This window comes from Staphylococcus arlettae (assembly GCF_002902345.1).
Lineage (GTDB): Bacteria > Bacillota > Bacilli > Staphylococcales > Staphylococcaceae > Staphylococcus > Staphylococcus arlettae.
The window spans coordinates 251,221-271,028 of the sequence record NZ_PPQB01000005.1 but is presented as its reverse complement, the minus strand read 5'-3'; the positions used below and the strand labels follow the sequence as shown (position 1 = coordinate 271,028).

Genomic DNA, 19,808 nt, shown 5'->3' with positions numbered 1-19,808 from the left:
ATCACACCTTACATTATTGAATTTCTTAATATCACATCTACATTTTTAGGTACTCTCACAATAACTTTAGCACCAGCATCTATAGTAATAAAACCTAGACCAGCAATCATTACATCACGTTTTTCTTTACCAGTTTCTAATCTAACGGCTTTAACATTATCCAAATCAAATTGTGTCGGATCACTTGGTGGTGTTAGTACTGAACCTAGTTGATTTCTCCATAAGTCGTTCGCCTTTTCTGTTTTAGTTCTATGGATTTTTAAATTATTGGAAAAATAACAAATTAATGGTCGTTTACCACCAACAACATAGTCAATACGTGCCAACCCACCAAAAAATAGTGTTTGTCCTTCATTTAATTGATAAACACGTTGTTTTACTTCATTTTTAGGCATTATTGTTTTTAATTCTTTATCACTAACAAAATGTGTCATTTGATGTTCTTGTATAATACCTGGCGTATCAAACATAAATGAAGTTTCATCCAGTGGTATATCAATCATATCAAGCGTTGTACCTGGGAAACGAGATGTTGTTACTGTATCCTTTTCACCGACACTTTGTTCAATTAATTTATTTATCAATGTAGATTTACCTACATTTGTAGTGCCCACGATATAAACATCTTGTTGATTACGATGTGACTCAATAGCCTGCATTAAATCGTCAATACCCCAGCCTTTCTCAGCCGATATTAGAACAACTGTTTCCGCTTCAAGTCCATATTTTCGTGCTGTTTTCTTTAACCATTCTGTCACTCGACGCTTATTAATTTGTTTAGGTAATAAATCTAATTTGTTTGCTACTAGTATAACTTTTTTATTACCAACAATGCGTTTTAGCGCATTGATAAATGAACCTTCAAAATCAAAAACATCGACAACATTAACAATAATGCCTTTTTTATCTGCTAAGCCATTTAATAAGTTTAGGAAATCATCACTATTCATACCGACATCTTGCACTTCGTTATAATTTTTCAATCGGAAACAACGTTTACAAATAACATCTTCTCGAAATAAATTATGTTCTGGGACATAGCCTGCCGCTTCTGGATTGTCAGATTGCAATGGTGCGCCACAACCTATACATTTAAGTTCGTCTAATTCACTCAATCAATTTTCCTCCCATGTAATGTATCCTTTTTTTCTGAAATGTTGTAATAATCTACGTTCAATAATGCGGTTAAATTTAGTTACAAATCCATCTGTTTGTTTAACAGGTACTACCATTATTGTAAATAAGCCACGTCGTTTGCCTCCGAATACATCAGTCAACATTTGATCACCAATCACTACAACTTCATCTGGTTGTAATGCCATTTGTTTAGTAGCACGATTAAATGCTTTACCTCTTGGTTTACGAGCTTTAAAAATACAGTCTACTTCTAATGGTTTGGCAAATTCAGCTACACGACGTTCATTATTGTTAGATACGATTGTTACCGTGATACCATGCTTTTTTGCTTTTTGAAACCATGCCTTTACCTCTTCAGTTGGTTCTTCAACATCCCAACCTACTAGTGTATTATCTAAGTCAGTTATAATACCTTTTACGCCACTTTCAGCTAATTTTGCAATATCAATTTGAAAAATTGATTTTACATATTCGTTTGGCATAAAATACTTTTTAAATATCCCCATAATTAAATTCACCTTTATTATTAAATTGATTTAATCAAACATTCTACCATATTACTTGACGATACAGCAGCAGTTTTTAAAAATTCATCAAATGAAATACCTGCATCACCATTTGCTAAATCTGATATAGCACGTGTAATAATGAAAGGTACGTTAAATTGATAACAAGTTTGAGCAATTGCTGTGGCTTCCATTTCTACAGCCAACGCTTCTGGAAATTGTTGTTTTATTTTTTGTTTTTGTGTAGTAGAACCAATAAAACTATCACCACTAACTATTAATCCGGTCTTAGCAGTATGTTGAATAGCGTTAATAGCATTCTCTGCAAGTGTCAACAGCCTGTCATCAGCAGTAAACGTTAATGGCATTTGTGGAATTTGTCCAAACTCGTAACCAAAAGCAGTTGCATCTGCATCATGATATGCAACATCACTACTAACTACAACATCACCTACTGATAAATGTTCATCTAATGCTCCAGCTGAACCAGTATTGATAATCATGTCCGGATGAAACTTTTCAATCAATAAAGTAGTAGAAATTGCAACGTTCACTTTACCTATACCACTTTGAGACAAAACTACTTCCTTATTGTTTAATAAACCTTTATAAAATTTCACGTGACCTACAGTTATCTCACTTAAGTTCACTAAGTTATTTTTTAATATCGCAACTTCTTCTTCCATTGCGCCAATTATACCTATCATTATAAGTCACCTCATTGTAAATTCATAGCCTTTGCTATTTTATCACATTTCATTTGAATGCTCGATACAAAGATTTGAAATACATAATCTCCAAGTAATACACTGCAAATATATACGTATATCCTAATATTTTATTGCAATTTAATAATAGCAAATAAAAACGCCATTCTGTATTTTGAATGACGTTCGCACAAAATGAAAGTATAAAATTATTGTCTACTAGTTAATACCCATCAACTAATAAGCTAAACATCTTTTATTTTGTCAGTTGATTTATTTAATATGATAAACACCGCCTTTGTTTAATTTATATATTATAATTTTTCAGTTTAACATTAGCAGTGAATTGAAGCGACTCCTACGGGAAGACCACTAGCAAAAACTACAGGCTAAGTCAGTGGCTGCGGAAAGTGTACACAAAAAACTGCCAACAAGTTATTTTCATTTAATCGGCTATAGATAATATTTATGTACTATTATCATTTTAGTAATGGTGTAAATAAGAAAAGCGTAAATTCAACAAATAGTCGGTGTTGAATTTACGCTTATACATATATTGATCCTAACTTTACATTCCAAACAGCGTGCTTAAACTTTGTAATGAGTAAATACCTGTTACCACCGTTACAATAACTGCGATAATACCGAAAACAAGCATCCACGTAGGGTGTTTATAATCACCAACAATTGATTTACGCTTACTCGCAATTAAAATTGTACCGAGTGTAATTGGTAAAATTAAACCATTTAACGCGCCTGCAACAATTAATAATGTTACTGGCTTACCTAAGAATAGGAAAATAATAGTTGATACAACAATAAATAGAATAACCATTAAATTACTCTTTGTATATAATGATTTGTGTAAAGTTTTTAAAAATGTTGAACTCGTATACGCTGAACCAATAACTGATGACATGGCTGCAGCAAACAATACTACACCAAAAATATTTTTCCCTATTGGCCCTAGCACGTGTTCAAAAACTGATGCAGGAGGATTTTCTGAACTAAGCGTTACACCAGTGACAACCACACCTAATACACCTAAAAATAGAAGTGTTCTTAGTACTCCAGTAGTTAAGATACCGGCCACTGCAGCTTTGTTCACAAACGGTAAAAAGGCTTTTCCTTTAATACCAGAATCTAATATTCTATGTGCCCCAGCGAAAGTAATGTAACCACCTACAGTTCCTCCTACCAGTGTAATAATCGGTAACACTAATGCCAATGGATTTTCAGGTACAATCATATGCGTTAATGCATATCCATAAGGTGGATTGGCTTTAACCATTACGATTGCCACTACAATTATCATAAGCACACCTAAAAACATCGTGACTACATCCATAATTTTTTGGCCACTACGACTTAGGAAAATAGTAATAGATAATATTGCAGTAATTGCAGCTCCAACCTTAATATCTAAGCCAAAAATGGCGTTTAGTCCTAAACCAGCACCAGCAATATTACCTATATTAAATGCTAACCCACCTATGGCAATTAAAATGGATATAAATGTGCCTAGTCCACTGACTATATCATTGGCTACCTCTTGACCCCTTTTTCCAGTTACTATAAGTACTCGCCAAATGTTAATTTGTGCTCCGATATCAATTAATATCGACAATAAAATGGCAAAAGCAAAGCTAGCAGCAAATTGTGCAGTAAATACTGCAGTTTGTGTTAGAAAGGCTGGTCCAATAGCTGATGTCGCCATTAAAAAGACTGAACCTAATAACAGTCTTTTATGATTTTTTGTAAATTGACCATCAGTTTCACCATTTTTTAATTTTTCTCCCATAAATTATCCCCCTAATTTAGTTATCAAAATACCTTCATTTGATAACTTTTCTCGGATTTGCGTAACAAAAACTAAAGCATTCTGACCATCACCATGTACACAAATAGTATCTGCTTGAATATCTATTTCCTTACCAGTTTTAGCAATTACCTTTTGATTTTTCACCATATTTAATACTTGTTCAATTGCTTCATTTGTATCAGTTATGAGTGCATCACTTTCTTTTCGACTTACAAGTTGACCACTTTCCTCATAACGGCGATCAGCAAAGACTTCAGATGCAGTTTGTAAACCAATTTTTTGAGCTTCTGAAATTAATAATGTATTTGATAACCCAACAAAGATTAACGTATTATCTACATCATATACAGCTTGTGCAATGGCTTGCGCAATTTCACTATCTCTTGCCCCCATTTGGTATAACGCACCATGAGGTTTAACATGGTTCAATTTAACATTCTGCGTTTGACAAAATGCAGATAAAGCACCTAATTGATAAACTACTAAATTATAGATTTCTGAAAGTGATAAATCCATATTACGTCTACCAAATCCTTGTAAATCTGGTAAACCCGGATGCGCTCCTATACCTATATTATTTTCTTTTGCTAGTTTAATCGTTTGATACATAACATTTTCATCACCTGCATGAAAACCACAAGCAATATTAGCTGAAGTAATAACTGGTATAATATTATTGTCATTACCTATTGTATAATTACCAAATGATTCCCCTAAATCACAATTTAAATCTACTTTCATGAATTTCTACCTCCTATAATTTGGTGTCTATCTAAAAACTTAATATCAACGTCTTCAGCATTTCCATTCGCATATGTAGGATAAGATAAAACTGCATATAAAAAATCTGCTGTTGTAGTAAAACCATCTATTACCATTTCATCTAATGTAACTTTAAGTTTAGATATCGCCAATGATCTGTTATCGGCTTTTATAATAACTTTGGCTACTAAAGAATCATAATGCGGTGATACAGTATAACCTTGATAAAGTAAAGAATCTACACGCACATTAAAGCCTTGAGGTAAATGTAATGCTTGTACTGTCCCTGGTGAAGGTTGAAATCCTTGTTCAGGATTTTCGGCATTAATACGTGCCTCTATTACATGACCACTAAATCGAATATCTTCTTGAGTGAACGGCAATTTATTATATTGCATTAAATATAGTTGTGTTTGTAACAAATCAGTGTCGGTACGCATTTCAGTAACTGTATGTTCAACCTGAATTCTGGCATTCATTTCAATGAAATAATAATCATCTGCTGTTACCAAGAATTCTATTGTACCAGCACTTCGATAATTAGCTGCTCGCGCCACAGCTACTGCATCATTACATATTTGTTGGCGTCGTTTATCACTTAATGCTGCACATGGTGATTCTTCAATTAATTTTTGATTTTTTCTTTGTACAGAACAATCACGTTCGCCTAAATGTACATAATTTTGCTCCCCATCTCCCACAATTTGTACTTCTACATGCTTTGCAACAGGAATAAATGCTTCTACATAAATACGATCGTCATCAAAATACTTTTTACCTTCACTTTTAGCTTCTTTAAAAGACTTTTCTAACATATCTCTAGATTTAACAATCCTAATCCCTTTACCGCCACCACCACTTGCGGCTTTTAACACGAGTGGGTAACCAATATCTGAGGCAATCGTTTCAACTTCTGAAAGTGATTCTACAGCGCCTTTAGATCCTGGTATAATTGGGACTTTAGCTGCGTCAACAGTTTGTCTTGCTGTAATTTTATCCCCCATCAACTCCATTGTTTCTTTAGTTGGTCCTATAAAATATAAGCCATTTTGTTCTACTTTATCCGCAAATGAAGGACTTTCAGATAAGAAACCATAGCCTGGATGAATTGCAGTCGACTCAGTAATTTGTGCTGCACTAATAATTCTATCTTGATTCAAATAACTATCTAAAGCGTTTGCTTCTCCAATACATACTGCTTGATCAGCGAGACTAACATGTAAACTTTGCTCATCTCCTACAGCATAAACTGCCACTGTTTCTATACCTAATTCTCGACATGCACGAATAATGCGTACTGCAATTTCGCCTCTATTTGCGACTAAACATCGATGCATCACAAATGCCCCCTTTTCTAGAAGTTAATTAATCCACTTTGATAATAACTTGATTGTATTCTACATTATCACCATGTTCGACAGTGATTTCTGAAATTTTACCTTCTACCTCACTTGTTACTTCATTCAAAACTTTCATAGCTTCTATATAACCTACGACATCACCTTTTTTAACTTCGTCACCAACTTGTATTAAAGGATTAGTAAGTTCTTTTTCATCTTGTAAGAAAAATGTTCCAACCATAGGTGCTGTAATTGTTTGACTTGCAGTTGAATTATTTTGAGTAGCTGCTTGAGTGTTGTCATTCGCCTCATTAGCAATCGTTGCATACTGCGTCCCTGTTGTTTGTTGTGGTGACGTAAAGTCGATTTCCACTTCACTGGAATGGTCTTTATATTTGAAGTTCTTAACGTCATTTTCTTTTACAAGTTTAATTAATTGTTCTATTTGATCTAATTTCATTATAATTCCCCTTTTAATAATGTATTGATTTTAGTAGCAGTTCTGCGCATTTGAGTTAAATCAAATTGTGGTTGCTCATCAATAGATGTTAGTATTTCTGCAAATTTTTGTTTTTGTTCAATCAATTTGTCAGTAGCCTCTTTAATAGAAATCCATTGAAAATTTAATTTATCACCAGGTTTTTTGTGCGCTAATATTGATAAATCACTTTGACACACATTAGCTATTTTGGTATAACCGCCTACAGTTTGTTTATCATTTAATAAAATAATTGGATTACCATCATTTGGAACTTGAATACTACCCAAGGCTACTGGTTCAGAAATAATGTCCGCTGATTGTTGCGGTTGAATGGTTGTACCATTTAAACGATAACCCATACGATCTGCATTTTCAGAAATAGTAAATTCAGTACTTACTAAATCTGTAATCGCAGTTGATGAAAATGCTTCGAATTGTGGTCCTTCTACAATATGTATTGTCGTCGCATCATAATTTACGATTTCATCCTCATAGCAGTAACCTATACGTTCTTGATAGCGGTTACATTGTTTTGTGTTAATGACATCATTCTTTTTCAATTTACGCCCTTTATAACCACCAATATTACTTCTAGTATGCGTTGAATAGCTTCCAGCTATTTGTGATATTGCTAAAGGTCGACCGAATAGAATATACCCTCTAGCACCTCGTAATACTTGATTGCAAGAAAGCACGTCACCTTTTTTTACTGCAACAACAGTCTGATGTGCAATTTTCACATCATTTAATTTAGCATCAAAACAACCCCCTGTTATTACAATAGTATTATCACTCATAAATTCGATCGTTGGTCCAATTAATGTACATTCAATAGCAGGTCCTTCATTTCCAATTAACTTTTGACCTAAAGTGAACGCATATTCATCCATTGCACCAGCTATAGAAAATCCTTGATCCTGAAATCCAAACCTACCTAAATCTTGTATCGTTGAAAAGAGTCCAGACTTTAATATTTTAATACTCATCAGTTAATGTCACCAACCCTTCGTAGTTATAATTACCTGCGCTTTGTTGTTCGACAATGTGCTGAAACTCTTCAGTAGTTATACTATAAAAATGAATATAATCACCTGGCTGATACAAGCACATGGGTTGTCGTTCGATATTAAAAACTTCAATTGGTGTTTGTCCTATGATTTGCCATCCTCCGGGTGAAGATTTAGGATACAACCCTGTTTGATTATTAGCTATCCCTACAGAACCTGCTGGAATTTGTGTACGCGGTTCTGATCTTCTTGGTGTATGCAATTGAGAACTTAAACCACCTAAAAATGGAAAGCCTGGCATAAAGCCAAGTAAGTATATCAAATAGTCTTCTTTAGTATGTAAATCAATCACTTGTGTTGTAGATAGGTTATGTACGGCAGCCACTTCTTCCAAATCAGGACCATAATCCCCTCCATAACACACTGGAATATTAATAATTCTTTTTGGCTGATTAACTTCAGTATTATTTAGATTTAACGTATCGAGTTGCAACTGATTGATAATGTTTTGTGGTTTATCCTTCGTTATATCAATTGTAAGCATGATAGCACGATATGAAGGAATAACTTCTAAAATTGCTGGAATATCTTGTTGCTTAATATACTCTGTCGCTACTTGTACATGTTGAAAAATTTCTGGATTTATTTCATTTTGAAAATAATAAATAATAGTTTGTTCATTTAGAATTTTCGTTTCCAATAAAAAACCCCCCCCTTGAGTTATTATAATTATCAGATAATTACAGTCATACCTTTGTATTATATCATTTACTTTCTATTTTGTTTACTATTTAATTGATATATCAATTAAATAGCAAAAACCATTTAATAGTTTAATATTCTTAGGTTTAATAATTACAGTGTCGCACAATAATCTAATTCTTTTTAAATTATTATCTAAACCAATTTAACAAATCACAACAATTCCGTACATATATAATTTTACATTTTTTGCACAAAAATACCCTAAAAACAGTGAAGTTTTCAGGGTATTATTATAATTTTACATTATTTTTACTTAATATTTACAATTTTAACATTAATTTCGCCACCATTAGGTAATGCCACACGAACTTCATCATCTAATTTTTTACCAATTAAACTTTTAGCCATTGGTGATTCATTAGAGATTTTACCGTTAAATGCATCTGCTTCTGCTGAACCTACAATTTGGTAACTTTCTTCTTCATCACCAGGTAATTCTACAAATGTAACTGTTTTACCAATTTGAACTTGATTGTTATCACCTGTATCTTCAATGATCAAAGCATTACGTAACATATTTTCAATACGTAAAATATCTTGTTCAATGAAACCTTGTTCATCTTTAGCTGCATCGTACTCTGAGTTCTCAGATAAGTCCCCAAAAGAACGTGCAACTTTAATTTTTTCTACTACTTCTGGTCTTTTAACTGTCTTTAATGTTTCTAATTCATTTTCTAATTTGTCATAACCTTCTTGGGTCATTGGATATTGCTTTTGATTTTCCATAATGTCATCTTCCTTTACCTTTATAATACTATTGTTTACTAACTAAAGTCTGGATTTTTGTAGTCATAATGTCGATTGCAACTTTATTACTTCCACCTTCGGGAATAATTATATCTGCGTACTTTTTAGTAGGTTCAATAAATTGATTATGCATTGGTCGTACAACATTCAAATATTGGTTAACAACAGATTCCATTGTACGTCCTCTTTCTTCTGTATCACGCAATAACCGTCTTAATATACGCAAGTCTGCATCTGTATCAACATAAATTTTAACATCCATTAAATCTCTTAATGTTTTATTTTCCAGCGCAAATATACCTTCTACGATAATAACATCTTTTGGTGCAAATGCAATTGTTTCGCTACTTCTCGTATGATTTTTATAATCATATGTAGGCACTTCTACAGTTTTACCATTTCTCAAGTCAATTAAATTCTCGATTAGCAAATCATTGTCAAACGCAAAAGGATGATCATAATTTGTTTCTAATCTTTCTTCAAATGATAAATGGGATTGATCCTTATAATAATAGTCTTGAGCTAAAAGTGCAACACTATGACCTTCTAAATTTTTCATAATTTCATTTGTAACTGTGGTTTTGCCAGAACCTGAGCCACCGGCAATACCTATTATGGTCGTACTTGTCATCAGCGAATTTCCTTTCTCATCATGTTGTGCGTATAAATAGGACGATCTACTTTTATTTGAATAATTTGCAATGGGTGTCTTGCTGCATCTAATTCATTACCTTCTTCATCGTAAATGTGTGTCACTACTTGTTTGAAGGTTTCAATTTCAGGGCCGAAAAATTCTATTTCTTGACCAGGTTTAAAATAATTGCGTTGTTGAATAGTTGCAATCTGACTATTAACATCATAATCAAGTACCAAACCACAAAAGTCATATGTTGTTTTCTTACGGTCTTGATCACCAAACATCTGCTCTTCATATCCAGGAGTGCCTTCAAAAAATGCTGGTGCAGTGTCTCTATTAGCACATTTATCTAATTCGATTAACCATTCGGGCTGGATTTTAAAATTGTCTGGATCTGCAGCATAAGCATCTATAACTTTACGATATACTGAAACCACAGTTGCTATGTAATGCATTGATTTCATACGGCCTTCTATTTTTAATGAATCTACGCCGATATTCATCATGTTGGGTATTGATTCTATCAATTTTAAATCTTTGGGACTCATAGCAAATGGTGTAACCTGTTCATTATCATACAACAAATCAAGTTCTCCAGATGTATCAACCTCTAATAAATCATAATCCCAACGACAACTTTGACAACACCCTCCACGATTTGAATCTCTAGCTGTCATATGGTTACTTAACGTACAACGACCGGAATATGCAATACACATCGCACCATGAATAAAAGCTTCTATTTCAATATCAACCTTATCTTTCATTTCTTGCATCTCCATGGCACCTGTTTCCCTAGCTAGCACCACTCTATCTAAACCTTCATTTTTCCAAAACTCTACTGCTTTATAATTGGATAATGATTGTTGAGTAGATAAATGTATTTCTAATTTTGGTGCTACTCGTTTACAAGTTTCAATAATTAACGGATCTGCTACAATTATGCCAGTAGCACCTGTAGCCTCTAAATCGATTAAATATTGGTCTAAACCTTCCATGTTCTCATCATGTGCAATGATATTAGTTGTAATGTAAATTTTAGCTCCATATTTGTGGGCGAATTCTACACCTTCTTTGATTTCTGCCATTGTAAAATTATCAGCATTTGATCGCAAACCATATTCTTGGCCACCTAAAAACACTGCATCAGCGCCATAATGTACCGCAATTTTCAACTTTTCTAAATTACCAGCTGGTGCAAGTAATTCGGGTTTTTTAATTGTTGTTTGCTGTAATGCTATTTCAGCTGTTGTTTTCATGTTTAAGCCTCCTAATATACCGTTTGTTTATATAAGAAGCCTTCATCAAATGGGCGATGTTCAGGTTGTATTGCTTCTATAGGATCAACAAGCATAAATTTTTCATCTTCATACATTTCTGGATCTTCATTATACAAATCAATAGCTTCTCTATATTGGGCTGTGCATATATTGATATATTCTTCTGATTGTAACACACCATCAATTTTTAAGGCATCAATACCATGTTCTAACAACGCATCTAACTCTTCTATTAAGCAGATATCATTAGGTGACATAATATGAGTACCATTGTAATCTTCATAAACAGGATATTTATTATCACGTTCATCATCATATAATAGCAATGTATTATTAGTGTTATTGCGCTCAATTTTCATTTGACGTTCTTGGAAAGTGTAATAATTACCTAATAACATACGTTTTGATTGAAACATACACGTCATACCATGAACTTGTACTTCTATTTCTACTTCACTATGTTGTTTGATGTTTATAATTTCTTCTAAGCTTAATTCACGTGCTAAAACTGCACGCGATGCGCCTTTATTTCCCCAATAGTTGCATTGGAAATAATTAGTAACAAGAGCTTCAGCATCCCAATGTAAAGTAATTGGATTATTTTGTTGCTTCACATACATAATTACTGCTGGATCGCCGAAGATAATACGGTCGACATTTATGTCGTGTAAAAAATTGATGTAGTCTTCTAAGGCATTTAAATGATAATTATGAAAAATACCATTTACGGCTGCATAGGCTTTTTTCCCATGGTCATGTATTAATGATACAGCCTCTCTCATCGCATCTCTATTAAATTCTCCAGCTAACCTTAAGCCAAACTTCTGTTCACCGATAACGAATGCATCAGCGCCTTTTGCTATCAAAGTTGTTATATGATTTATCGATTTTGGAGTAACTAACAGTTCTGTCATTTTGATTCTCCTTTAATTGAGATTGCTAAGCCATCATCTATATTAAGAAAATTAGTAACAAAATCAGGATGATTCATTAACCACTCATTATATTGCTGAACTTTTTTTACCATTTGTTTAACATTACGTGACCTTACAACATCAATATCAGCAACAAAACCATGGTATAAAACATTGTCTGTAATAACCATTCCTTGTTCGTTTAACAATGGGCTATAGAGTTCAAAAAACTTTTTAGATTGTGCTTTAGCAGCATCAATAAATATCATATCATAACTATGTGTACTAACATTTTCAAATTGCTCTAGCGCATCACCTTGAACAAGTGTTATTTGATCATCATAACCAAACTGAGTCACATGTTGTTTAGACAGTCGTTGCATTTTCTCATCGCGTTCAATTGTAGTAACATGTATTTGTTCATTTACCGAAGCAAATTGCATAGCACTGTAGCCGATTGCGGTACCAATTTCTAAGATATGTTTAGGGCAATGGACACGTATCAGCTGCTTAATCATATCTAATGATAATTTGTCGACAATTGGGACTTGATTTTCTTCTGCGAAAGGTCTTAATTTTTCTATCTCATTATCTGTTTGTTTGTGTAAATTTAATAAATATGTTTGGTTTTTATCCACATCAATAACTTCCTTTTTTAAATACATAGCATAGCTCATAAAAATAAATCAGTCTTTCTTTGAGACTGATTAGTATGTAATATCTTTTGATGATAATCATATTGTTGATCATCAATATGTGTCTATAAATTTAACTTTATATATTTTACCATAATTAAAAATGAATTTTAAGTATATTCCCAACGAAACGCTAATTAATGTTAACTTTCTTTAAATTAAAGAGACTGAGATAACATTGATTCGTCCAAACCTTTTTATATTTAAAATTTTACAATTTTGACCGTGCATGCTTGGGTTATAGCTCGAGCCTGAAATCTCTCACTCATACTATTTCTCCGGGCGTCAGCATGTTACAAAATCAGTACATAATCTATATTTGTTTCTATTGCTTTAATTGTTTGTCTCATTGATTTGATAACAAGTAATCTTTGTATAATACTGGCAGTAATTTATGCCGATTCCTGTGAGAATTGCGCTAACCAAAGATTACAGGAATCGACAGTGCCCACGGAAAGCGTGTATTAAAAAACTGCCAACAAAGTCGGGACTTTGTCGACAGTCTGAAACTACTTTCTCCTTTTAGAGAAAGTAGTTTTTAGATGCATCAATTAATGTTCGTGATCGTGATCATGATCATCGTCCATTTCAGTATTTACAATTTCTTCAATCATGCTCCATTCTTCATCTGTTTCAACCGGCAAGAATTTACCACCTTCACCATTTTCATCTGGTTCATTAATCATTGGAACTAATTCAATTAAATCATCGTCGTCTGACTCTGCACCTTCTTCTGCTAAGATTACGTATTCTTTTTTAAATTCTGGATGATAAAATTCTAAAACTTTACGATAAAGTACTTCGTTACCTTCTTCATCATATAGCGTTAGCATCTCTTCTTCATTATTGATTTGTAATTCTGCATCTTGGTTATGTTCAGTCATCTTAAATTTCTCCTTTTTATTGAATTGAATCCAAATAACCTTGCAAGATAAACACTGCGGCCATTTTATCAATTACTTTTTTTCTTTTCTGTCTAGAAACATCGGCTTCAAGTAATGACCGCTCTGCAGCCATAGTACTTAATCTTTCATCCCACATAATAAGTTTTACAGTTGGAAGAGATTCTTGAAGCTGTTCCTTGTATTGTAACGAAGCTTCGCCTCGAAATCCAATAGAATTATTCATATTTTTTGGTAAGCCTATAACGATCGTTCCAACGTTCTCTTTTTTTACTATTTGTACAAGCTGATCAATGCCTAATTGATTTTCGCTTTCATTAATTTGGAGTGTATCTAAACCTTGGGCTGTCCATCCCATTAAATCACTTATCGCAATTCCTACTGTTTTACTGCCTACATCAAGGCCTAATATTTTCTTTTTCAACATAATTATTTATCTGTTTTTTCTTCTAAATAATTTGAGACAAGTTCTTCCATAATATCGTCACGATCAATGTGTCTGATTTGGTTTCTTGCTTCATTATGTCTCGGTATATAAGCAGGGTCACCTGATAATAAGTAACCAACGATTTGATTTACAGGATTATAACCGCGCTCTTCTAATGTATCATAAACATTTTTTAAAACCGTTTTAACATCTTTTTTTGGAACTTCATTGTAATTAAACTTCATAGTTTTATCTAAGTTTTCCATAATCAACACTCCTTAAATAATAGTAAAAATTCTTACCTTTATCTTAACTTACAATACACAAGACTTACAGTGATTTAATATAATCTTTAATAGAACGTAATGATTCTGTTATGTTTTCAGGTTGTGTACCGCCACCTTGAGCCATATCAGGGCGACCGCCACCTTTACCTCCGACGATTGGTGCCATTTCTTTAATAATATCACCAGCTTTAATAGTTTCCGTTAAAGCTTTAGGCACAGTGGCAATTAATGATACTTTTCCACCGACATCGCTTGCTAAAATAATGATTGTATCTTGTAATTTAGATTTAAAATCATCCATTGCTTCACGTATCGCTTTTGCATTATCTACTTCGATTTGAATTGCTAAAACTGGGAGGCCATTTAAATCTTCAACTTGATTGCTTATATCTCCCATTTTTAATGAATTAATTTCTTTATTACGTTGCTCTAATTGTTTGTTCAATGCTTTTTCTTCTTGTTGCATATGCTCTACTTTTTCAAGTACTTGTTCATCTGATTTAACTTTAACAGCTTGTTTAATGTCATTAAAGTGTTGCTGGATTGTTTCTAAGTGTAAGAACGCTGCTTGACCTGTTAATGCTTCAATACGGCGTATACCAGCACCTGTACCAGATTCACTAATTATTTTGAACAAACCAATTTCAGATGTGTTTTGAACATGAATACCACCACATAATTCAATAGAAAATGGTGACATATCAACAACTCTTACCACATCTCCATATTTTTCACCGAATAGAGCCATCGCCCCTTTTTGCTTAGCTTCTTCAATTGGCATCTCGCTAATATTTACAGTGAGGTGATTCCAAATTTCTTCATTTACACGACGTTCAACTTGTGCAATTTCATTATCTGTCATTGCACCAAAATGAGAAAAGTCAAAACGTAAACGTTCTGGTGCAACAAGTGACCCTGCTTGGTTGACATGATCTCCTAGCACTTCTTTCAATGCAGCATGTAGTAAATGCGTTGCACTATGATTTTTCTTAATAGCTAAACGTTCTTGCTGGTTGACAGTAGCTTGTACCGTTGCAGCTTCTTTAACTTGACCAAAACGTACTGTACCATGATGTAAATTTTGACCATTTGGTGCTTTAGTGACTTCTGTTACATCAATTTCAAAGTCTTCACTACTGATAAGACCTTTATCTGCTACTTGCCCACCACTAACAGCATAAAATGGAGTAGCTGCAAGAATGAAGTAAATCTCCTCACCTGCTTCAGCAGAAGTTACGCGTTCACCATTATGGATAATATCCGTAATCTTACTCTCTTGAGTAGTAGTATCATAGCCAACAAACTGGCTATCTGTAGTGATATCTTTCAAGACTTCACTTTGCACTTGCATTGATTGAGAATCCTGTCTAGCTTGTCGCGCACGATCACGTTGCTTTTGCATTTCCACTTCAAACGTGTCCATGTCTACAGTTAAGTTTTCTTGCAAAGCAATTTCTTCAGTCAATTCTACAGGGAAGCCATACGTATCATAAAGTTTAAATGCATCTTCTCCTGCAATTGTATGGTTGCTCTCTTTCGCTTTAGCTACTAAAGTATTTAAAATATTCAAGCCTTCTTCTAATGTTTCGTGGAAACGTTCTTCTTCTGATTTTATTACACGTTTGATAAAATCTGACTTTTCTTTCACATTAGGGTAATAAGGTTCCATAATTTCAGCAACAATATCAACTAATTTATACATAAATGGTTCATTAATAGCTAACGTTTGGCTAAATCGTACAGCACGACGTAACAAACGTCTTAGGACATAACCACGTCCTTCATTAGCAGGCAATGCACCGTCAGCAATGGCAAAAGAAATCGTTCTAATATGATCGGCAATTACTTTAAAAGCAACATCATCTTGGTCATTAACTAAATATTTTTTACCAGAAACTTTTTCAACTTCTTCTATGATTGGAATAAATAAATCCGTTTCATAATTAGTACGAACATTTTGAGATACTGAAGCCATACGCTCTAAGCCCATTCCTGTATCAATGTTTTTATTAGGTAATGGTGTATAAGTATGATCTTTATTATGGTTAAATTCACTAAATACTAAGTTCCATACTTCTAAAAAGCGTTCATTTTCGCCACCAGGATACATTTCTTCTGCCGGATCATCTGCACCAAATGCATCACCACGGTCATAAAATATTTCTGTATTAGGACCAGATGGGCCTTCGCCAATATCCCAAAAATTACCTTCTATACGAATGATTCTACTTTCATCTAGTCCAACAACGTCATGCCATAAATTGTAGGCTTCCACATCTTCTGGATGAATTGTGACATAAAGTTTATCCGCTTCCATGCCCATCCATTTATCACTTGTTAAAAATTCCCAAGCATATTCAATGGCTTCTTTTTTAAAATAATCACCGATAGAAAAATTCCCCAACATTTCAAAAAATGTGTGGTGTCGAGCCGTAAAGCCTACATTTTCAATATCATTCGTTCTAATAGCTTTTTGTGAATTAACAATTCTTGGCTTTTTAGGAATTTCTCTTCCATCAAAATATTTTTTCAATGTTGCCACACCTGAGTTAATCCATAAAAGTGAATCATCATCTATAGGTACTAACGGTGCCGATGGTTCAACCATGTGTCCTTTCTCTACAAAGAAGTCAATAAAACTTTGTCTTATTTCACTCGCTTTTAATTGTTTCATTACTTTTCCTCCATTACAATATATAACTCATTGTATAAATTTTTAAATTTATAAAAAAGCATAAAAAAAGTCCATCCTCAAAAGGGACGAACAAATCGCGGTACCACCCTAGTTATATTCATTAATAACGATGATGCATGAATAAATGCAACTCATCACTTATTGAGAATATCACTCGTTTTAATATTTATTACTGACACAAAGTAGCATTCTATAATCCAAGCTGTACTTTTCACCACACAGTACATCTCTGTTTGTCTTAGATTATATACTCGTCTCTATGCAAACTTAACTTTATTTTATTTTCTTTTGTTGTCAATGTCAATCATTTACGAAGTCATATGGTGATAATTGCCCCATATTAATCATTGGGTCAATTTGATATATGGTACTCTCAGTCAAAGTAACTGTACTATTAAGTTGCTGGTTAATATCTTCTTGGTCATCATCTTTACCTGAGTCACTATCAAAGTAAGCTTGCAGTAAGTCACATAATTGAGTCATTCTTACTTGACCATTTGTCTTTAAACCAATTGTAAATGCATTGGGATCACCTAAAAAGACCAATGATTGTTTTGCACGTGTCAGACCTGTATACAAAATAGGCTTTTGTAACATTCTGAAATACTGTTTTACCATAGGCATAATGACAATTGGAAATTCAGAACCTTGTGATTTATGGATAGATGTACAATAAGCATGTGTTAATTCCATTAAATCTTGTCGTGTAAATGTTATCTCATTACCTTCAAAATCAACCACTAATACATCTTTATCTAAGGCATTTTCTTTAGCCCAAAAAATACCTACAATTACTCCGATATCTCCATTAAAAATATTATCATTTGGTCTATTAACCAATTGCAATACTTTATCGCCTTTTCTAAATAAAACTTCACCAAATGCAATTTCACGCGTATCTTTTATTTTTGGATTTAATATATCTTGTAATACTTGATTTAATCGTTTAATGCCTGCAGAACCTTTGTACATAGGTGCTAATACTTGAATATCACTCATATCATAGCCTTTGTTAACAGCACTAGCTACAACTTTTTCAACAACTTGTGGTATTTGTTCTGTTTGACAGTTGATAAAATTACGGTCATGAAAACGCTCGGTAATATCTATTGGTAACCCCAATTTAATTTTATGCGCTAACTCTATAATACTAGATCCATCTTGCTGTCTATATACTTCAGTTAAATTAACTCTAGGAATAACTCCAGAGTCAATTAAATCTTTAAAGACTTGTCCGGGACCAACTGACGGTAATTGATCCTCATCACCAACTAAAATGACTTGTGCATCTAACGGTACTGCACTCATAAATTGATGAAATAACCAAGTATCTACCATCGACATCTCATCTATAATAATCAATTTAGCATTAATTTCATTATCTAAAATATCTTCAGGTTGTGTTTCTTGATTCCAACCAATAAGTCGGTGAATGGTCATAGCTTCTAATCCTGTAGCTTCAGCTAATCGTTTAGACGCTCGCCCTGTCGGAGCACCTAACACAATAGGATAATCATCTTCTTTATAATCGTCATAATCTAAAGAAAGGCCATGTATTTCAGCATACAATTCTACGATGCCTTTAATTACAGTTGTTTTCCCTGTACCAGGTCCTCCTGTTAATAACATCACTTTTGAATTAATAGCGGTTTGTAGTGCTTCTTTTTGTGATTCAGCATAACTGACTGTATTTTGGTCCTCTATATTACCAATTTCTAATAATAAGTCGGACATTTCAATATCTTTCAATTTTTTAGTGTACGTGAAATTGCGATATAAATTTTGGACACTCTTTATTTCTGAATAATACAAACTTGGAATAGCTAATTCAGCTTCTTGCTGTACTAATTTATCTTCATTGACTAGCTGTTCAACTTGATTAGCTAATATCGATTGATCTATGACTTCAGATGGAGGATTAGATAAAATATCCTGTACCAATTCTAAAACAAATTGCGTAGGTAAATAGGTATGTCCTTGTTTAATACACTCTTCTTCTAGTATATAGAGTATTCCTGCTTTTAAACGTTCTGGATCGTTATATTGAATACCGATATTTTTGGCTAACATATCAGCTTTATTAAAACCGATACCCTTGACATCATATACTAATTGGTAAGGTGTCTTTTCTACTACATTGAGTGTTTCACCTAAATAAGCTTGGTATATATTCATTGCTAACTTCGGCCCAAAGCCTAAGTCATGTAATCTAATTATTATTTGTTCTGTTTCTTGGTTGCTAGCAATTTGTTCTGCAATTTGTTTTTGTTTGCTTGCAGATAAACTCGGCACCTTACTTAAAACTTGTGAATCGTTTAATATATCAGCAATGGCATTTTCACCGAGTGTATTAACAATATTTTGAGCCGTCTTTTTACCAATACCTTTGAATAAGTCACTAGACAAATAACTGATAATTGCTTCCTTCGTTTGTGGTAATTCCTTTTCAAAAATATCTGCTTTTAATTGTTTACCATATTTAGGATGCGTAGCTATTTGCCCTTTAAATGTATAGACATCACCTTCCACAATTTCAGGAAAGAACCCTACAACTGTAGGCATACTATCAAATGATTCATTGGTTTCAATTGTATCAACTTTTAATACAGTATAAAAATTATCTTTGTTTTGAAACAAAATAGCATCTACTGTACCTTTAATCATTGAATAGTTAAACAGTGTAGGATCTGCCATGAT

Annotated in this window: 19 protein-coding genes; all 19 read right to left on the bottom strand. The window is 33.3% G+C overall.

All coding sequences use genetic code 11. From position 1 onward, the window contains the following. Positions 1-8 precede the first annotated feature (8 nt). Complete coding sequence (gene yqeH, locus CD036_RS01440) at positions 9-1,115, bottom strand: ribosome biogenesis GTPase YqeH (protein WP_103387857.1); 1,107 nt, start codon at positions 1,113-1,115, stop codon at positions 9-11. Beyond that, positions 1,116-1,643, bottom strand: a complete 528-nt coding sequence (locus CD036_RS01435) for a YqeG family HAD IIIA-type phosphatase (protein ID WP_002510481.1) — start codon at positions 1,641-1,643, stop codon at positions 1,116-1,118. It lies immediately after the preceding gene. 20 nt (positions 1,644-1,663) lie between these two features. Then, positions 1,664-2,350 carry a 5'-methylthioadenosine/S-adenosylhomocysteine nucleosidase gene (mtnN, locus tag CD036_RS01430; RefSeq protein WP_002510480.1) on the bottom strand — a complete coding sequence of 229 codons (687 nt, stop codon included), beginning with the start codon at positions 2,348-2,350 and terminating at the stop codon, positions 1,664-1,666. A gap of 568 nt (positions 2,351-2,918) precedes the next feature. Then, a complete protein-coding gene (locus CD036_RS01425) occupies positions 2,919-4,151 on the bottom strand; it encodes an NRAMP family divalent metal transporter (RefSeq protein WP_103387856.1) in 1,233 nt (410 codons plus the stop codon). Positions 4,152-4,154: 3 nt separating this feature from the next. Then, complete coding sequence (gene pxpA, locus CD036_RS01420) at positions 4,155-4,913, bottom strand: 5-oxoprolinase subunit PxpA (RefSeq protein ID WP_103387855.1); 759 nt, start codon at positions 4,911-4,913, stop codon at positions 4,155-4,157. Then, on the bottom strand, positions 4,910-6,271 hold the full coding sequence (locus CD036_RS01415) for an acetyl-CoA carboxylase biotin carboxylase subunit (protein WP_021459908.1): 1,362 nt from the start codon (positions 6,269-6,271) through the stop codon (positions 4,910-4,912). Before CD036_RS01415 ends, pxpA begins: the two co-directional genes overlap by 4 nt. A gap of 28 nt (positions 6,272-6,299) precedes the next feature. Beyond that, entirely contained in the window at positions 6,300-6,734 is a 435-nt protein-coding gene (locus tag CD036_RS01410; protein WP_021459907.1) for an acetyl-CoA carboxylase biotin carboxyl carrier protein, read from the bottom strand. Next, positions 6,734-7,741 (bottom strand): 5-oxoprolinase subunit C family protein, encoded by a 1,008-nt coding sequence (locus CD036_RS01405; RefSeq protein ID WP_103387854.1) that lies wholly within the window; start codon positions 7,739-7,741, stop codon positions 6,734-6,736. Before CD036_RS01405 ends, CD036_RS01410 begins: the two co-directional genes overlap by 1 nt. Beyond that, positions 7,731-8,462: a 5-oxoprolinase subunit PxpB gene (gene pxpB, locus CD036_RS01400; protein ID WP_103387853.1), complete on the bottom strand. Its 732-nt coding sequence runs from the start codon at positions 8,460-8,462 to the stop codon at positions 7,731-7,733. Before pxpB ends, CD036_RS01405 begins: the two co-directional genes overlap by 11 nt. A gap of 314 nt (positions 8,463-8,776) precedes the next feature. After that, on the bottom strand, positions 8,777-9,253 hold the full coding sequence (gene greA / locus CD036_RS01395) for a transcription elongation factor GreA (RefSeq protein WP_002510473.1): 477 nt from the start codon (positions 9,251-9,253) through the stop codon (positions 8,777-8,779). Positions 9,254-9,281: 28 nt separating this feature from the next. Continuing rightward, entirely contained in the window at positions 9,282-9,905 is a 624-nt protein-coding gene (udk, locus tag CD036_RS01390) for a uridine kinase (protein ID WP_002510472.1), read from the bottom strand. After that, entirely contained in the window at positions 9,905-11,170 is a 1,266-nt protein-coding gene (locus CD036_RS01385) for a peptidase U32 family protein (protein ID WP_002510471.1), read from the bottom strand. Before CD036_RS01385 ends, udk begins: the two co-directional genes overlap by 1 nt. Before the next feature lie 11 nt (positions 11,171-11,181). Continuing rightward, positions 11,182-12,105, bottom strand: a complete 924-nt coding sequence (locus tag CD036_RS01380) for a peptidase U32 family protein (RefSeq protein ID WP_103387852.1) — start codon at positions 12,103-12,105, stop codon at positions 11,182-11,184. Beyond that, entirely contained in the window at positions 12,102-12,743 is a 642-nt protein-coding gene (locus CD036_RS01375) for an O-methyltransferase (protein ID WP_002510469.1), read from the bottom strand. The genes CD036_RS01380 and CD036_RS01375 overlap by 4 nt, the downstream gene beginning before the upstream one ends. A 608-nt stretch (positions 12,744-13,351) precedes the next feature. Beyond that, the gene (locus CD036_RS01370; protein WP_002510468.1) at positions 13,352-13,684 is read right to left on the bottom strand and encodes a DUF1292 domain-containing protein; all 333 of its coding nucleotides are present in this window, start codon (positions 13,682-13,684) and stop codon (positions 13,352-13,354) included. Positions 13,685-13,700: 16 nt separating this feature from the next. Beyond that, a complete protein-coding gene (gene ruvX / locus CD036_RS01365) occupies positions 13,701-14,129 on the bottom strand; it encodes a Holliday junction resolvase RuvX (protein ID WP_103387851.1) in 429 nt (142 codons plus the stop codon). Positions 14,130-14,131: 2 nt separating this feature from the next. Further along, positions 14,132-14,395, bottom strand: a complete 264-nt coding sequence (locus tag CD036_RS01360) for an IreB family regulatory phosphoprotein (protein ID WP_002510466.1) — start codon at positions 14,393-14,395, stop codon at positions 14,132-14,134. 64 nt (positions 14,396-14,459) lie between these two features. Then, the gene (gene alaS, locus CD036_RS01355; protein ID WP_002510465.1) at positions 14,460-17,090 is read right to left on the bottom strand and encodes an alanine--tRNA ligase; all 2,631 of its coding nucleotides are present in this window, start codon (positions 17,088-17,090) and stop codon (positions 14,460-14,462) included. A gap of 321 nt (positions 17,091-17,411) precedes the next feature. Beyond that, entirely contained in the window at positions 17,412-19,805 is a 2,394-nt protein-coding gene (gene recD2 / locus CD036_RS01350) for an SF1B family DNA helicase RecD2 (protein ID WP_002510464.1), read from the bottom strand. Positions 19,806-19,808 lie beyond the last annotated feature (3 nt).

Excerpts from the sequence above, each read along its gene's own strand:
- udk (WP_002510472.1), bottom strand. The coding sequence starts at position 9,905 with ATGACAAGTACGACCATAATAGGTATTGCCGGTGGCTCAGGTTCTGGC.
- CD036_RS01415 (WP_021459908.1), bottom strand. The coding sequence starts at position 6,271 with ATGCATCGATGTTTAGTCGCAAATAGAGGCGAAATTGCAGTACGCATT.
- CD036_RS01405 (WP_103387854.1), bottom strand. The coding sequence starts at position 7,741 with ATGAGTATTAAAATATTAAAGTCTGGACTCTTTTCAACGATACAAGAT.
- CD036_RS01435 (WP_002510481.1), bottom strand. The coding sequence starts at position 1,643 with ATGGGGATATTTAAAAAGTATTTTATGCCAAACGAATATGTAAAATCA.
- pxpA (WP_103387855.1), bottom strand. The coding sequence starts at position 4,913 with ATGAAAGTAGATTTAAATTGTGATTTAGGGGAATCATTTGGTAATTAT.
- CD036_RS01380 (WP_103387852.1), bottom strand. The coding sequence starts at position 12,105 with ATGACAGAACTGTTAGTTACTCCAAAATCGATAAATCATATAACAACT.
- CD036_RS01370 (WP_002510468.1), bottom strand. The coding sequence starts at position 13,684 with ATGACTGAACATAACCAAGATGCAGAATTACAAATCAATAATGAAGAA.
- ruvX (WP_103387851.1), bottom strand. The coding sequence starts at position 14,129 with ATGTTGAAAAAGAAAATATTAGGCCTTGATGTAGGCAGTAAAACAGTA.
- greA (WP_002510473.1), bottom strand. The coding sequence starts at position 9,253 with ATGGAAAATCAAAAGCAATATCCAATGACCCAAGAAGGTTATGACAAA.
- mtnN (WP_002510480.1), bottom strand. The coding sequence starts at position 2,350 with ATGATAGGTATAATTGGCGCAATGGAAGAAGAAGTTGCGATATTAAAA.
- CD036_RS01425 (WP_103387856.1), bottom strand. The coding sequence starts at position 4,151 with ATGGGAGAAAAATTAAAAAATGGTGAAACTGATGGTCAATTTACAAAA.
- CD036_RS01410 (WP_021459907.1), bottom strand. The coding sequence starts at position 6,734 with ATGAAATTAGATCAAATAGAACAATTAATTAAACTTGTAAAAGAAAAT.
- CD036_RS01360 (WP_002510466.1), bottom strand. The coding sequence starts at position 14,395 with ATGGAAAACTTAGATAAAACTATGAAGTTTAATTACAATGAAGTTCCA.
- alaS (WP_002510465.1), bottom strand. The coding sequence starts at position 17,090 with ATGAAACAATTAAAAGCGAGTGAAATAAGACAAAGTTTTATTGACTTC.
- CD036_RS01385 (WP_002510471.1), bottom strand. The coding sequence starts at position 11,170 with ATGAAAACAACAGCTGAAATAGCATTACAGCAAACAACAATTAAAAAA.
- recD2 (WP_002510464.1), bottom strand. The coding sequence starts at position 19,805 with ATGGCAGATCCTACACTGTTTAACTATTCAATGATTAAAGGTACAGTA.